Annotated in this window: 9 protein-coding genes; 5 read left to right on the forward strand and 4 right to left on the reverse strand. The window is 67.7% G+C overall.

The genetic code is table 11. The features are described 5' to 3' along the window. Positions 1–57: 57 nt before the first annotated feature. Positions 58–2,496, reverse strand: a complete 2,439-nt coding sequence (locus tag KDH83_RS14230; RefSeq protein ID WP_212316827.1) for a GNAT family N-acetyltransferase — start codon at positions 2,494–2,496, stop codon at positions 58–60. Between the two features lie 133 nt (positions 2,497–2,629). Between KDH83_RS14230 and gltX the strand changes: the two genes are divergently transcribed. Both gltX and KDH83_RS14240 read left to right on the forward strand, forming a co-directional pair. Next, positions 2,630–4,036, forward strand: coding sequence for a glutamate--tRNA ligase (gene gltX / locus KDH83_RS14235; protein ID WP_212316829.1), 1,407 nt, complete (start codon positions 2,630–2,632; stop codon positions 4,034–4,036). A gap of 15 nt (positions 4,037–4,051) precedes the next feature. Further along, a complete protein-coding gene (locus KDH83_RS14240; RefSeq protein ID WP_212316831.1) occupies positions 4,052–4,606 on the forward strand; it encodes a hypothetical protein in 555 nt (184 codons plus the stop codon). A gap of 47 nt (positions 4,607–4,653) precedes the next feature. On the opposite strand, the gene KDH83_RS14245 is transcribed toward KDH83_RS14240, so the two are convergent. The 3 genes from KDH83_RS14245 to KDH83_RS14255 form a co-directional block, all read right to left on the reverse strand. Next, a complete protein-coding gene (locus tag KDH83_RS14245) occupies positions 4,654–5,853 on the reverse strand; it encodes an MFS transporter (protein WP_212316833.1) in 1,200 nt (399 codons plus the stop codon). A gap of 96 nt (positions 5,854–5,949) precedes the next feature. Beyond that, positions 5,950–6,456: a hypothetical protein gene (locus tag KDH83_RS14250; RefSeq protein WP_212316834.1), complete on the reverse strand. Its 507-nt coding sequence runs from the start codon at positions 6,454–6,456 to the stop codon at positions 5,950–5,952. 300 nt (positions 6,457–6,756) lie between these two features. After that, positions 6,757–7,206 (reverse strand): Lrp/AsnC family transcriptional regulator, encoded by a 450-nt coding sequence (locus KDH83_RS14255; RefSeq protein ID WP_103272360.1) that lies wholly within the window; start codon positions 7,204–7,206, stop codon positions 6,757–6,759. Positions 7,207–7,345: 139 nt separating this feature from the next. On the opposite strand from KDH83_RS14255, the gene KDH83_RS14260 reads away from it, so the two are divergent. The 3 genes from KDH83_RS14260 (at position 7,346) to KDH83_RS14270 (ending at position 15,301) form a co-directional block, all read left to right on the forward strand. Further along, a complete protein-coding gene (locus tag KDH83_RS14260) occupies positions 7,346–10,846 on the forward strand; it encodes an indolepyruvate ferredoxin oxidoreductase family protein (RefSeq protein WP_212316836.1) in 3,501 nt (1,166 codons plus the stop codon). Between the two features lie 304 nt (positions 10,847–11,150). Then, positions 11,151–14,081: a ribonucleoside-diphosphate reductase subunit alpha gene (locus tag KDH83_RS14265; protein ID WP_212316838.1), complete on the forward strand. Its 2,931-nt coding sequence runs from the start codon at positions 11,151–11,153 to the stop codon at positions 14,079–14,081. 20 nt (positions 14,082–14,101) lie between these two features. Next, positions 14,102–15,301 (forward strand): ribonucleotide-diphosphate reductase subunit beta, encoded by a 1,200-nt coding sequence (locus tag KDH83_RS14270; RefSeq protein ID WP_212316840.1) that lies wholly within the window; start codon positions 14,102–14,104, stop codon positions 15,299–15,301. Positions 15,302–15,357: the final 56 nt, after the last annotated feature.

Consider the following 15,357-nt stretch of genomic DNA (forward strand, 5'->3'; position numbering starts at 1 on the left):
GCCGGTCCGTAGCGGCGCCCCCCTGGGGGGGAAGCGCGCAGCGCTTCGGGGGGGGGCCTAAACCTCGAGCCAGACCCGACGCATGGTCGGGTCTTCCGGGTCGGGATCGTTGGTGAAACCCAGGCTGGTCATCAGCGCCAGCATGGGCCGGTTGGTCGACAGCACCAGCCCATCGATGTATTCCAGCCCCTGCTCGCGCGCCGCGTCGATCAGCGCCGACATCAGCTGACGCCCCAGGCCGCGGCGCTGCCAGTCGTCGCCGATCACCAGCGCGTACTCGGCGCCGCGCCCGTCCGGGTTGCGCAGATAGTGCGCGAAGCCCACCAGCACCTCTCTCGGATGGCCGCGATTGGCGGGATTGGGCACCAGCGTGGCGGCGACCAGCGCCAGTTCGCGGTGATAGTCCACCTGGGTGTAGCGCGACACCATGCGCGGCGTCAGCTCGCGCATCATCGACACGAAACGCATGTAGCGCGAGCGCTCGGACAGGCCGCGGATGAACTCCTGCAGCGACTCGGCGTCCTCGGGACGGATCGGCCGCAACACCCACGGAATGCCGTCGTTGAAGCGGCGCACCTGCACCAGCCGCGCCGGATACGGGTGAATCGCCATGTGCGGGTAACCGGCGGTCTGCGGCGTGGCGCAGCCTGGCGTTTCGGTCAGCGTCATGCGCAGTCCGCCCGCGCGCAGCTGGGTTTCGCCGGCATAGAGCGGATCGATGTCCAGCGATTCGATGTCCGGCAATTCCGAGACCAGCTCTGACACCTGCACCAGCGCCTGCTGCAGCGCCTCGGCCGCCAGATGGCCGACGCGCGGCGCCAGCACGCGGCGCCATAGCCGGCTGCGTTCGATCAGCTGGCGCGCCAGGAAGCCGTTGAGCGGCGGCAGGTCCATGCCACGGTCGGATTGCGACAGGAAGGCATCCGGGCCGCCCGCGCCAAAACGGATCACGGGACCGAATTGCGGATCGCGACGCACGCGCACCGCCATGGGACGCGACTCGGGCTCGGCCGAGGCCACTTCCAGCGGCGCATCGCGCAAGGGCACGTAGAACAGCGCCAGCAGGGTACGGATCTCGGACGTGTTCAGCTCGCGCCGGCATTCGGCGCGCACCCGCGCCAGCAGGTCCCGGGCCGCGACCAGGTCGGGGACATGGCTGGCGGGCTCGGGCGGCTGGGTCTGCAGCAGCAGTTGCTGGTTGTAGTGATGCGTGGCCAGCACGCCGAAGGCGTCGGCCGCGGATTCGGGCGTGCGGAACGCCGAGGTACCCGCGTCGTCCAGCATGCGCCGCAGCGGCCGCATGCCGGCATCGCCCATGAAACAGGTCACCACGGGCTTCCTGGCCTTGGGCGCGACCTGGGCCAGCTCGCGCGCCACGGCCGGCATGTCGGCCAGCGCGTCAGGCGCCAGCAGCACCAGCACGCCGTCCACGCCGGCGTCGTCCAGCACGGCGTCGAGGATCGCGCGGATGCGCTCGGGCGTCAGCGGCACATAAGTGATGACGGGATTGGCGATGGCCGCGTCCGGCTCCAGCATGGCCGCCAGCGCCCGCTGCGTCGCGGGCGTCAGCTCGGCCTTGAGCACGGCGGCGTCCGGGCCGATCAGGTCCATGGCCAGCTGCGGCGGTCCGTTGCCGTTGGAGATCAGCGCCACGCGCCGCCCCTTTGGCCGCCGGGTATAGCCCAGCACCTTGACCGCCGAGAACAGCTGCACGAAGTAGCGCACCCGCACCGCGCCGGCGCGCCGCAGCGCGGCGTCGAACACCGCATCGCTGCTGTCGGCGCCGTGCTGGCCGGCCTTGAGCACGATGACCGGCTTCACGCTGGCGGCGGCGCGCAGCACGCTCATGAATTCGCGCGCCGGTCCGACATCTTCCAGATAGAGCACGATGCTGTCGGTGCGCGGGTCGCTGGCCAGGTAGTCCAGCACCTTGGACAGGCCGACCACGGCCTCGTCGCCCAGCGAGACGGCGACGGAAAAGCCGATGTGCACGTCCTCGGCCCAGTCCATGACCGCCGCCATGATGGAGCGCGACTGCGCCAGCAGGGCCACCCTGCCCGGGCGCGCCAGCACCGGGTGCTGGCTTAGGTTCAGGCCCGCGTGCGGGCGCTGCGCGCCGAACGAGCGCGGCCCCAGCAGCTCGCAACGGTTTTCCTCGGCCCAGGCGCGACATAGCGCCAGCGTGCCGCGCGGATACGGATCGGGCAGTTCGTGCGGCAGCAGGATGACGGAGCGGGGCGACAGCGCCGCCAGCCGGCGCAGCGTTTCCGGCAGCACCGCCGGCGACACGCAGACCAGGACCAGGTCGGGACGCTCGCCCTGCGCCAGGCCGTTCAGGCTGGCGGGCAGCTCGGGCGCCTCGCCCACGGCGCAGTCGACCACCGTGCAGCGTGCCTTGAGCGCCGGCGACAGGGATGCCGCCGCCGGCAAGGGCCGGTCGGCCACGATCACCAGCGAACCGGGTTCGAACATCGGGGCCAGGGCGTGTCGCAGCATGGGGTGGCGGGGCGCGATTCGGGCGCTAATCTAAAATAGCGTCCATCGTAACAAGACCAGCCCGCCACATGTTTGATGTGGCCCCTGCCGGACGCCGCTTTGTGGCGTCGCCGCCATCACCGCTACGCTTCCTATGACCGCCAACGCTTCCTCCCCCATCCGCACCCGCTTCGCGCCCTCGCCCACCGGCTTCCTGCACCTGGGCGGCGCGCGCACCGCGCTGTTCTCGTGGGCCTTCGCCCGCCACCACCAGGGCACCTTCGTGCTGCGCATCGAAGACACCGATGTCGAGCGCTCCACGCCCGAGGCGGTGCAGGCGATCCTGGACAGCATGGACTGGCTGGGCATGCAGCCCGACGAGGGCCCGTTCTACCAGATGCAGCGCATGGACCGCTACCGTGAAGTGGTCGCGCAGATGCTGGCCGCCGGCACCGCCTACCATTGCTACAGCTCGCCCGAGGAAGTGGAAGCCATGCGCGAGGCCGCCCGCGCCCGCGGCGACAAGCCGCGCTACGACGGCACCTGGCGTCCCGAGCCGGGCAAGACCCTGCCGCCGGTGCCCGCCGGCCGCCAGCCCGTGGTCCGCTTCAAGAACCCGCAGGATGGCGCCACCTCGTGGAACGACATGGTCAAGGGCGTGATCAGCTTCGACAATACCGAGCTGGACGACCTGATCATCGCCCGTCCCGACGGCACCCCCACCTATAACTTCTGCGTGGTGGTGGACGACTGGGACATGGGCATCACCCACGTGCTGCGCGGCGACGACCACGTCAACAACACCCCGCGTCAGATCAACATCCTGCGCGCGCTGGGCGCCGCGCTGCCCGAATACGGCCACGTGCCCATGATCCTGGGCCCGGACGGCGAGAAGCTGTCCAAGCGCCACGGCGCGGTCAACGTCATGGAATACGACAACGAGGGCTATCTGCCCGAGGCCATGATCAACTACCTGGCCCGCCTGGGCTGGAGCCACGGCGACGACGAGCTGTTCAGCCGCGAACAGCTGGTGAGCTGGTTCGACACCCGCCACCTGTCCAAGTCCGCCTCGCAGTGGGATCCGAAGAAGCTGAACTGGGTCAACGCCCACTACATCAAGCAGATGGACGACGCCGAGCTGGCCGAGCGCGTCGCGCCGCGCGTGGCCAAGCGCGGCGGCCATCCGGAAAAGACCAACCTGCCCGGCATCATGGGCCTGCTCAAGGACCGCGCCGAAACGCTGGAACAGCTCGCCGACGGCGCCATGCTGTTCTGCGGCGAGTTCAAGCCGGCCCCCGCCGAGCTGGCCGAACAGCACCTGACGCCGGCCGCGCGCGAAGCGCTGGCGGACTTCGCGCAACGCGCCCAGGGCACCGAATGGACCCGCGAGGCGCTGTCCGCGCTGATCAAGGCCGTGCTGGCCGACCGTGGCCTGAAGATGCCGCAGCTGGCCATTCCGCTGCGCGTGGCGGTGGTGGGCCAGACGCAGACGCCGGCGGTGGACGCCGTGCTCGCGCTGCTGGGCAAGGAAACGGTGCTCGCGCGCCTGGCCTCGGCCTGAGGCTCGCGCCCGGTCATGCAACTGTCCCTGGACGACCTGGCCAATCTGGCGTCACAACGCCCGATCGGCGGTCGCCATCCCTGGGACAGCAACGACGAGGCCCAGGTCGATGGTTTCTACCGGCACGTCTGCGCCGAACTGGAGCGGACGCTGCCCGCGGCCTCGCGTATCGCCTGGGGACACTATGGATCGGGCTACGCATCCTTCGTCGACGCCTGGTTCTACCGCGAGGAGCGTGATTTCAAGACGGGCAAGGGCGACCAGCATATCGGCCTGGTGATCCTGCTGTGCCGGCTGGCGCCCTGCTTCGTCTTCATGCAGGGCGAGAAATGGCGCCATGCCACGGGCGGCAGCAGCTACCTGCCCGCGCTGGACATGGTCGACCGGCTGGACTCGCCGGCGGTCGCGGCCCTGGCCGAGCGTGCCCAGCCCGTGCTGGAGCGACACGGATTGGCACGTGCCAGGCGTGCCGAACTGGAAGCGCCGCTGCCGCCGGATCTGAGCGTCCCCACGATACTGTCCGATCCGCCCTACGCCGTGTTCGACGCGTTGTTCCACTGGGAAGACTGAAACACGCGGCCAACTGGCCGCGTGTTTTCTTGGCCGCGCCGGCCGCCTCAGGCCGCGACCGGCGCCGCGCGGCGCTTGAGCGCCCAGGCAAAGCCCGCGCCCAGCACGGGCAGCATCACGGCCGAGCCGCCGAACAGCGCGGCGGCTCCGATTTCGTCCACCACCGCGCCAGCAAGCGCCACGCCGGCGGCCTGACCCATGAACAGGCAGGACGCGAACCAGGCCACGGCCGTGCCGCGCGCGGACGGCACCATCTGGGTGGCATTGGTCTGCAAGGTGGCGTGCAGCAGGTAATAGCCGAAGCCGGCCAGCACGCTCGCCGGCAAGCTCCACACCCAGGCCGGCCCCAGCAGATAGGACAGGAAGGCCACGCCCAGCACCAGCCCGCCCGCCACCGCCAGTCCGCGCTCGCCGAGCCGCTTGAGAATGCGCCCGGCCACCACGGTATAGAGCAGTCCGCCCACCGCGTAGACGGCCACCAGCGCGCCGGCGGCCGTCAGCGAAATGTCGAAACGCTCGTGCAGATAGGACGGGGCAAAGGCCAGCGCGCCGAACACCAGCAGCCCCTCGATGAAGACCGTCGCCAGCACCACGCGCGGCCAGGGCGCGCCCAGCACCAGCCGCGCCTGCGCGACAAAGCCCTGGCGCGCGCCGGCGGCCAGGCCCGCGCCCAGGCCGGCCGCCTGCTGGCGCCGAACTTCCTGGCGCAGCAACAGGCCGACGATCAGGTAACCGCAAACCAGCGCCGCGAAGGCCCAGCGCCAGCCCACCGTGTCGGCGAACAGGCCGCCGGCGAGCTGGCCGGCGGACATGCCCAGGATGGTACCGGTCAGGAAACGCGCCAGCGTGGCCTGCCGACGCTCGTAGGGAACGGTGTCGCCGATCCAGGCCATGGACAGCGGCACGATGCCGGCCCCGGCCGCGCCCGACAGCGCCCGGCACAGCACCAGCACGTCCAGCGACTGGGCCATGACGGCGCCCGCGCTGCCCAACGCACAGGCGAAAGTGGCCACGCTGACCACGCGGTACTTGCCATAACGGTCGCCCACGGGACCGAAGAACATCTGCAACACGCCATAGGCCACGGCGAAGGCCGTGACGGCGCGCGCGGCTTGCCCGGTGGTGGTGCCGAACTCGGCCGCGAGCTGCGGCAGCATGGGATCACAGATGCGGAAGGCGCTGGCGCTGACAAAGGCGGCCAGGGCAAGCAGCGCGATGGCGCGCGCTTCGGAGGACAGGGCGGGCATGATGGCCGGGACGTGGTGGCAGGCGAAACCCGCACCTTACCGCAGCCTGCCGCGGCCGGCCCGACCGCCGGGCGAAATGTCCGCCCGGCGCGACGCTCAATACGGCAGGCGGTAGCCCTGCGGCATGCGGCGGGCGGTCACGACCTGGCCGCCGGACTTCAGCTCGCGCAGCGTCAGCTTGGCCTGCTCGACCTTCTCGACGCGGTAGCGGTTCAGGTAGATGGGATCGTCGAAGTCCACGATCTCGCCGTTCGAGACGGTGGTGCGCATGGTGTAGACGCCGTCGGCCACGGTCCAGCAGCCGCTCTCGCGCAGGGCCGGACGCGTCTTGCGGCCGATCTTGAGCTGGGTCTCGTACGCCATGGAGCCATCGGCGCGCAGCACGGTCAGCGACTGGAAGTCGCCGCTCACGCCGCGCGGCTTGGAGCTCGAATACCAGGTGCCAACCATCGGGTCGCCGCTCTTGACCGGCACGCAGGCCGGCGGCTTGGGCGGTCCTTCGGGCTTGGCCTCGGTGATGGCGGCGGGCTTCCTGGCGACGCAACCGGCCAGGATCAGGGCGACGCCAAACGCGCCGGCCATACGCAAATACAGACTGCTCATGAATTCCTCAACACGTCCGCCGACGCGCCGCGCCGATCCCCCGGCGCGCCCCTCGCGCGACAAACATCACGCACTCTAAAGAGGGCATGATGAAGAATCAACGACGATTGCTGCGACGGCGCGCGCCTAGTGCAATTGCGCAACAGTCGATCTGGAGCAAGACCTGTTTTAGCGCTGGAACCCGCAAAAATGCGTTGGTTTCAAGCGACACGGCGTCGGGTGCGCACGATGCCGACGCGCGGACATGTCGCGGCGCTCTGTATATATAGAGCGCCGCGCATTCGTCACAATGCCCGCGCCTCACAGCGGCAGGCGCTGCTCGTGCTTGATCTCGCGCAGCGCCACGATGGTGCGGGTCTGGCGGATGCCCGGCATGTTGAACAGGAAGCGATGCAGGAAGCGGTCGTAGGCCTCGGGGCTTTCCACCAAGATCTTCAACAGGAAGTCCGAGTCGCCCGTGACCGCATAGCATTCGAGGATCTCGGGTGCGTCGCGCACCGAGCGCTCGAAGTTCTCGACCGTGTTCGCGGAATGCCGCTCCAGGCTGATCTGCGCGAACATGCAACCCAATCCGACCTTGGCCCGATCCACCTGCGCGCTGTAGCCCTGGATCACGCCGCTGGCTTCCAGCGCCTTGACCCGCCGCCACACCGGCGCGGCCGACAGGCCGACCTTGTCCGACAGCTGCTGCGCCGAGGCCCGGCCGTCCTCCTGCAGGGCCTTGAGGATGTTGATGTCGGTCTTGTCCATATGGGTTTGTCTCCAGTTTTGATCTGATTATCGGCAAAACGAAATGTTCATTGCGAATTATAGGGATAGCACGATCCGATAACGCAATAAACCCGATGCTCCGCGAACCTATCATGGTGCCAAATTAGGAGCATCGACCATGGACGGCACCCCCGCCCCCGAACCTCAGCTGGATCTGGACTACCAACTGGGCGACAACCTCACGCGCAGCACCGGCCGCATTTTCCTGACCGGCACCCAGGCGCTGGTGCGCATCATGCTGACGCAGCGCCGGATGGACAAGGAGCGCGGCCTGAACACGGCCGGCTTCGTGTCCGGCTACCGCGGATCGCCGCTGGGCGGCGTGGACATGGCCATGTGGAAAGCGCAGAAGGCGCTGGACGCCAACCAGATCAGCTTCCTGCCCGGCATCAATGAAGACCTGGCGGCCACGGCCGTCATGGGCACGCAACAGGCCGGCATGCGCGCGGACCGCAAGGTCGATGGTGTGTTCGCCATGTGGTACGGCAAGGGTCCGGGCGTGGACCGCGCCGGCGACGCCCTGCACCACGGCAATGCCGCGGGCGCCTCGCGCAACGGCGGCGTGCTGGTGGTGGTGGGCGATGACCATACCGCCGTCTCGTCCTCGATCCCGCACGCCAGCGAGGCCTCGCTGATCGGCTGGCAGATGCCCATCGTGCATCCCTCGTCGATCGACGAATACGAGACCTTCGCGCTATGGGGCTGGGCGCTGTCGCGCCACTCGGGCGCCTGGGTGGCGTTCAAGGCCGTGTCCGAGACCATCGAGTGCGGCCATTCCTTCGCGCCCGCGCTGCCGCAGCGCTACGACATGCCGGCGGATCCGGACCTGCCGCCGGAAATGCTGGAGTACTCGGCCCGCGACTTCCTGTCGCTGGCGGTCGAGACGCGCATGAACCTGCGCATGAAGGCGGTGGCCGCCTTCGCGCGTCGCCACAGCATCGACAAGCTCACCTGTCCGGCGCCCAAGGCCGTGGCCGGCATCGTCACCGTCGGCAAGGCGCACCTGGACACCATGGAAGCGCTGGCGCGGCTGGGCGTGGACACCGTCACCGCCAACGCGCCGGTACGCATCTACAAGCCCGGCCTGACCTGGCCGCTGGACGCCGAACGCCTGCAGGAATTCGCGCGCGGCCTGTCGCACATCCTGGTGATCGAGGAAAAGGGCGCGGTGGTCGAGAGCCAGATCAAGGACCTGCTGTTCAACCTGCCCGACCGCCCCACCGTCATCGGCAAGAAGGGCTTTGACGGCGAAGCGCTGGTGCCCTCGGCCGGGCAGCTGCGTCCGTCGCTGCTGGCGCGGCCGCTGGCTGCCTGGCTGGCCCGCGCGGCCGGCTTGCCCGCCGCCGGCGACCTGGCCACCTTCGATTGCCAGGCGCCGCTGTCCAACGAGGCCGACGGCATGCGCCGCCGCCCCTACTTCTGTTCGGGCTGTCCCCACAGCACCTCGACCAAGGTGCCCGAGGGCAGCCAGGCCCTGTCGGGCGTGGGCTGCCACTACATGGCTGCCTGGATGGACCGCGACACGGGCGGCCTGACCCAGATGGGCGGCGAAGGCGTGGACTGGATCGGCCTGTCCCGCTACACCAATATGCCGCACGTGTTCCAGAACATGGGCGAAGGCACGTACTACCACTCCGGCTACCTGGCCATCCGCCAGGCGGTCGCGGCGCGCGCCAACATCACCTACAAGATCCTGTTCAACGACGCCGTGGCCATGACTGGCGGACAGCCGGTGGACGGCCCGATCTCGGTGCCGCAGATCTGCCAGCAGCTGCGCGGCGAGAACGTGGCCCGCATCGTCGTCACCTCCGACGAACCCGAGAAATACCAGGGCGTGGACCTGGGCGGCATCCGCGTGCACCACCGCCGCGAGCTGGACGCGCTGCAGCGCGAACTGCGCGAGATTCCCGGCGTCACCGTGCTGATCCACGACCAGACCTGCGCCGCCGAAAAGCGCCGCCGCCGCAAGAAGAACCAGTTCCCCGACCCGGCCCGCCGCATGCTGATCAACAGCGCGGTCTGCGAAGGCTGCGGCGACTGCGGCGTGCAATCGAACTGCCTGTCGGTGGTGCCGCTGGAAACGCCCTACGGCCGCAAGCGCGCCATCGACCAGTCCAGCTGCAACAAGGACTACTCCTGCGCCGAGGGCTTCTGCCCCAGCTTCGTGTCCGTCATGGGCGGCAAGCCGAAGAAGAGCGCCGCGCCCAAGGCCGACCAGGAACGGCTGCAGCAGCTCATCGCGCAACTGCCGGCGCCCGCGCCGGCCGCGCTGGACCGGCCGTACCGCCTGCTGGTGGCGGGCATGGGCGGCACCGGCGTCATCACCATCGGCGCCATCATTTCCATGGCCGCGCACCTGGAAGGCCTGTCGGCCGCCGTGCTCGACCTGACCGGCCTGGCGCAGAAAGGCGGCACCGTGGTCAGCCACATCCGCCTGGCGCCGGCCGGCGCCCAGCCCGGCCCGGTGCGGCTGGACTGGCAGCAGGCCGACGCCGCCATCCTGTGCGACCCGGTGGCGTCGGTGGCGCCGGACTCGCTGGGCGCGCTGCGCCACGGCCACACCCAGGTCACCGTGAACACCTACGTGGCCCCGGTGTCGGACTTCACCCGCAACCCGGATGCGGCCATGCGCCCCGAGGCGCTGCTGGCCAAGATCCGCCACGCCGCCGGCGACGCGCACACCGCCGCGATCGACGCTCACGCGGCCGCGCTGGCCCTGTTCGGCGACAGCATCCTGTCGAACATGTTCATGCTGGGCTATGCCTGGCAGCGCGGCGGCGTGCCGCTGTCGCACGCCGCGATCAACCGCGCCATCGAACTGAACGGCGTGGCCGTGGCCGCCAACCGGGCCGCCTTCGACAGCGGCCGCCTGGCGGCGCACCAACCCGACGCGCTCTCGACCGCGCTGCGGCCGCGCGCCCAGGTCGTGCAGCTGCATGTGCCGGAATCGTTCGAGCATGCCGTCGCCCGCCGCCTGGCCGACCTGACCGCCTACCAGGACGCCGGCTACGCCCGCCAGTATCAGGACGTGGTCGAACGGGTCGCGGCGCGCGAGCGCGAACTGTCGCCCGACGCCAAGCCGCGGCTGGCGCTGGCGGTGGCGCGCAGCCTGTTCAAGCTCATGGCCTACAAGGATGAGTACGAAGTGGCGCGGCTCTATACCGGCGACGCGTTCCGGGCCCAGCTCCAGGACCAGTTCGAAGGCGAATACAGCCTGCGCTTCCACATGGCGCCGCCGATCTTCGCGCGCAAGGATCCGCGCACCGGCGTGCCGCGCAAGATGACGCTGGGTCCGCGCACCATGACCGCGCTCAAGCTGCTGGCCCGCTTCAAGCGCGTGCGCGGCACCTGGCTCGATCCGTTCGGCCGCACCGCCGAGCGCAAGATGGAACGCGCCCTGATCGCCGAGTACCGCCAGACCGTGGATCAGTTGCTCGACGGCTTGAACGCGGACAAGCTCGGACAGGCGGCCACCATCGCCGCCCTCGCGGAAACGGTACGCGGCTTCGGCCACGTGAAGGCCGCCAACGTCGAGAAGTACCGGACCGAGTTGGCGCGCTTGATGCAAAGCTATGTGGCGCCTGCTCCTCGCGACATGCCCCTGCGCAAAACCGCGTAAACACTCGCTCTCACGAGTCAGATCCTGGGCGCGCCTTGCTGGGCGCGCCCAGTGCATTTCGTAACAATCTTTTGGAGGAATGGTCACATCTTCTTCTTGTAGCTGTCTTAGTCGATCACTAGAATTAGTGCGAAATGAGGGGTGCTACACTACATGTTGTGGTCGCCCAAGCGCTGATTCCCGTCGGCCACGTCATCCGGACGACACCGTCCCAGCGTCGCGATCCCCCTCAAAACAGAACCCATTCCGTATCCGGCGCGATGCCGTCGCGCCCTGTCTACGCGCTTTCCACACAGGAGCTTCCATGCAGACTACGATCGCCTCTGTGACCCGGCCCACGGCCGTGCCGCCCTCCCAAACCGACTCTCCGGCCGACGCCAACGGCGGCCAATGGGGCAGCTACAACCTGATCCGCCGCAATGGTTCGGTGGTCGGTTTCGAGCCCAGCAAGATCGCCATCGCCATGACCAAGGCCTTCCTGGCCGTCAATGGCGGTCAAGGCGCGGCTTCGGCCCGCGTGCGCGAGCTGGTCGAATCGCTGACCAGGCAGGTCGTCAACGCGCTGGTGCGCAACCGTCCCGGCGGCGGCACCTTCCACATCGAAGACGTGCAGGACCAGGTCGAACTGGCGCTGATGCGCTCGGGCGAGCATGACGTGGCCCGCTCCTACGTGCTGTACCGCGAGAAGCGCACCCAGGAACGCGCGGCCGCCGCCGCGGCCGACGCGCAGCAGCAGGCCGCCGCCCCCGCCGCCGGCCCGTCGCTGAACGTGACCGACAACGGCGTGCGCCGTCCGCTCGACATCGCCGGCCTGCGCGCCACCATCGAAGCCGCCGGCGTGGGACTGACCGAGTTCATCGACACCGAAGCGATCCTGAAGGAAACCGTCAAGAACCTGTACGACGGCATCCCCGTGGACGAAGTGTTCAAGTCCGCCATCCTGTCCGCCCGCGCGCTGGTCGAGAAGGATCCGGCCTACAGCCAGGTCACCGCCCGCCTGCTGCTGCACACGATCCGCAAGGAAGCGCTGGGCCAGGAAGTCTCGCAAGCCGACATGAGCCAGCGCTACGCCGACTACTTCCCCACCTTCATCTCACGCGGCATCGAAGGCGGCCTGCTGTCGCCCGACCTGTCCCAATACGACCTGGCCAAGCTGGGCCAGGCGCTGGACGCCGGCCGCGATCTGCAGTTCGGCTACCTCGGCCTGCAAACCCTGTACGACCGCTACTTCCTGCATATCCGCGGCACCCGCATCGAACTGCCGCAGGTATTCTTCATGCGCGTGGCCATGGGCCTGGCGCTGAAAGAGACCAACCGCGAAGCGCGCGCCATCGAGTTCTACGAGATCCTGTCCTCGTTCGACTTCATGAGCTCGACGCCCACGCTGTTCAACTCGGGCACGCTGCACTCGCAGCTGTCGTCGTGCTACCTGACCACCGTCTCGGACGACCTGGAAGGCATCTACGACGCCATCAAGGAAAACGCGCTGCTGGCCAAGTACGCCGGCGGCCTGGGCAACGACTGGACCCCGGTGCGCGCGCTGCGCAGCCACATCAAGGGCACCAACGGCGAAAGCCAGGGCGTGGTCCCGTTCCTGAAGGTGGTCAACGACACCGCCGTGGCGGTGAACCAGGGCGGCAAGCGCAAGGGCGCGGTCTGCACGTACCTGGAAACCTGGCACCTGGACATCGAGGAATTCCTCGAACTGCGCAAGAACACCGGTGACGAACGCCGCCGCACGCACGACATGAACACGGCGAACTGGATTCCCGATCTGTTCATGAAGCGCGTCATGGAGAACGGGGAATGGACCCTGTTCTCGCCGTCCGATTGCCCCGACCTGCACGACAAGTACGGCCATGAATTCGAGCAGGCCTACCTGGGCTACGAAGCCCGCGTGGCCAGCGGCGACCTGAAGCTGTTCAAGAAGATGCCGGCGCTGACGCTGTGGCGCAAGATGCTGTCGATGCTGTTCGAAACCGGCCACCCCTGGATCACGTTCAAGGATCCGTGCAACATCCGTTCGCCGCAGCAGCACGTGGGCGTGGTCCACAGCTCGAACCTGTGCACCGAGATCACGCTGAACACCAACGACTCCGAAATCGCGGTGTGCAACCTGGGTTCGGTGAACCTGGTCGCGCACATGAAGCCGGCCGCCGGCGGCGGTTTCGAACTCGACCACGAGAAGATCAAGCGCACGGTCAGCATCGCCATGCGCATGCTCGACAACGTGATCGACATCAACTACTACGCGGTCGACAAGGCGCGCAATTCCAACCTGCGCCACCGTCCGGTGGGCATGGGCATCATGGGATTCCAGGACTGCCTGCAGATGATGCGCGTGCCTTACGCCTCGCAAGCCGCCATCGAATTCGCCGACACGTCGATGGAAGCCGTGTGCTATCACGCGTACTGGGCCTCGAGCCTGCTGGCCGAAGAACGCGGCCGCTATCAATCGTATGAAGGCTCGCTGTGGTCGCGCGGCATCCTGCCGCAAGACACGTTGAAGATGCTGCGCGATGAACGCGGTGGTCATGTCGAGGTCGATGAATCGAGCACGCTCGATTGGGATACGTTGCGCGCGCGCATCAAACAACATGGCATGCGCAACTCCAATTGCATCGCAATTGCCCCAACCGCCACTATTTCCAATATCATTGGCGTATCTGCGTGCATCGAACCCACTTTCCAGAACTTGTACGTCAAATCGAATCTCTCCGGCGAGTTCACGGTCGTAAACGATTACCTCGTGCGTGACCTGAAGAAACTCGGTCTCTGGGACGAAGTCATGGTCGCCGACCTCAAGTACTTCGACGGCAGCCTGTCCCGCATCGATCGCGTACCTTCCGAACTCCGCGAACTCTACGCCACCGCGTTCGAAGTCGAACCGAGCTGGCTGGTGGAATGCGCGTCGCGTCGCCAGAAGTGGATCGATCAGGCCCAGTCGCTGAACATCTACATGGCCGGCGCATCGGGCAAGAAACTCGACGACACCTACAAGCTGGCGTGGAAGCGTGGCCTGAAGACCACGTACTACCTGCGTACCCTGGGCGCGACCAGCGCCGAGAAATCCACGGGCCGCGGCGGCGAACTGAACGCCGTCAGCGCCGGCGGCCAATCCGCCGCCTCGCCTGTGGCCGCTGCACCTGTTTTGCCGGAACCCGAAGTTCTCGGGGCGGTTTGCACCATGCGGCCGGGCGATCCCGGCTTCGAAGAGTGCGAAGCCTGCCAATAACCGCCTCCGGAGAATGAATCATGATTAATTGGGAAGACGACAACCTCGCCACGCAACCTGCACAAGCCCCCGCGCCCGCGGCGGGCTCGCAGGGCGCGCCCGCAGTCCGGGCGGCGACCGGTGTGTTCGGCGACTCCGCCCTGCCCACGCCCGCCGCGCCTGAACACGCGGCCGGCCTGGCGGCCAGCGGCGATGCCGTCTCGCACCGCGTGAAGGTTGCCGACAAGCGCATCATCAACGGCCAGACCGACGTCAACCAGCTGGTGCCGTTCAAGTACAAGTGGGCCTGGGAAAAGTACCTGGCCACTTGCGCCAACCACTGGATGCCGCAAGAAATCAACATGTCGCGCGACATCGCCCTCTGGAAGAACCCGAACGGGCTCACCGAGGACGAGCGCCGCATCGTCAAGCGCAACCTGGGTTTCTTCGTCACGGCCGACTCGCTGGCCGCGAACAACATCGTGCTGGGCACCTACCGCCACATCACGGCGCCCGAATGCCGCCAGTTCCTGCTGCGCCAGGCGTTCGAGGAAGCGATCCACACGCACGCCTACCAATACATCGTCGAAAGCCTGGACCTGGACGAGGCGGAGATCTTCAACGCCTACAACGAAGTCCCGTCCATCCGCGCCAAGGACGAATTCCTGATCCCGTTCATCGACGCGATCGCCGACCCGAACTTCAAGACCGGCACGCCGGAAGCCGACCAGACGCTGCTGAAGTCGCTGATCGTCTTCGCGTGCCTGATGGAAGGCCTGTTCTTCTACGTCGGGTTCACGCAGATCCTGGCGCTGGGTCGCCAGAACAAGATGACCGGCGCGGCCGAGCAGTACATGTACATCCTGCGCGATGAATCCATGCACTGCAATTTCGGCATCGACCTGATCAACACCATCAAACTTGAGAATCCGCATCTCTGGACGCCGGAATTCCGCGAAGAAATCCGAGAACTCTTCCGCAAAGCGGTCGAACTCGAATACGCTTACGCCGAAGACACGATGCCGCGCGGCGTGTTGGGCCTGAACGCTCCGATGTTCAAGTCCTACCTGCGCTTCATCGCCAACCGTCGCTGCCAGCAGATCGGCATCGAGCCGCTGTTCCCCCAGGAAGAAAATCCCTTCCCGTGGATGGCGGAGATGATCGACCTTAAGAAGGAACGCAACTTTTTTGAAACTCGCGTGATCGAATACCAAACCGGTGGCACGCTGAGCTGGGAGTAAAGCCGTACGCCGCCAGGCCCGGCGCGGGCACGCCTCGAGACACGAGGCGTCGCGTT

The sequence above is a fragment of the Achromobacter sp. Marseille-Q0513 genome (assembly GCF_018195695.1).
In the GTDB taxonomy this organism is placed as follows: Bacteria; Pseudomonadota; Gammaproteobacteria; order Burkholderiales; family Burkholderiaceae_B; genus Achromobacter.

Excerpts from the sequence above, each read along its gene's own strand:
- KDH83_RS14230 (WP_212316827.1), bottom strand. The coding sequence starts at position 2,496 with ATGCTGCGACACGCCCTGGCCCCGATGTTCGAACCCGGTTCGCTGGTG.
- gltX (WP_212316829.1), top strand. The coding sequence starts at position 2,630 with ATGACCGCCAACGCTTCCTCCCCCATCCGCACCCGCTTCGCGCCCTCG.
- KDH83_RS14240 (WP_212316831.1), top strand. The coding sequence starts at position 4,052 with ATGCAACTGTCCCTGGACGACCTGGCCAATCTGGCGTCACAACGCCCG.
- KDH83_RS14245 (WP_212316833.1), bottom strand. The coding sequence starts at position 5,853 with ATGCCCGCCCTGTCCTCCGAAGCGCGCGCCATCGCGCTGCTTGCCCTG.
- KDH83_RS14250 (WP_212316834.1), bottom strand. The coding sequence starts at position 6,456 with ATGAGCAGTCTGTATTTGCGTATGGCCGGCGCGTTTGGCGTCGCCCTG.
- KDH83_RS14255 (WP_103272360.1), bottom strand. The coding sequence starts at position 7,206 with ATGGACAAGACCGACATCAACATCCTCAAGGCCCTGCAGGAGGACGGC.
- KDH83_RS14260 (WP_212316836.1), top strand. The coding sequence starts at position 7,346 with ATGGACGGCACCCCCGCCCCCGAACCTCAGCTGGATCTGGACTACCAA.
- KDH83_RS14265 (WP_212316838.1), top strand. The coding sequence starts at position 11,151 with ATGCAGACTACGATCGCCTCTGTGACCCGGCCCACGGCCGTGCCGCCC.
- KDH83_RS14270 (WP_212316840.1), top strand. The coding sequence starts at position 14,102 with ATGATTAATTGGGAAGACGACAACCTCGCCACGCAACCTGCACAAGCC.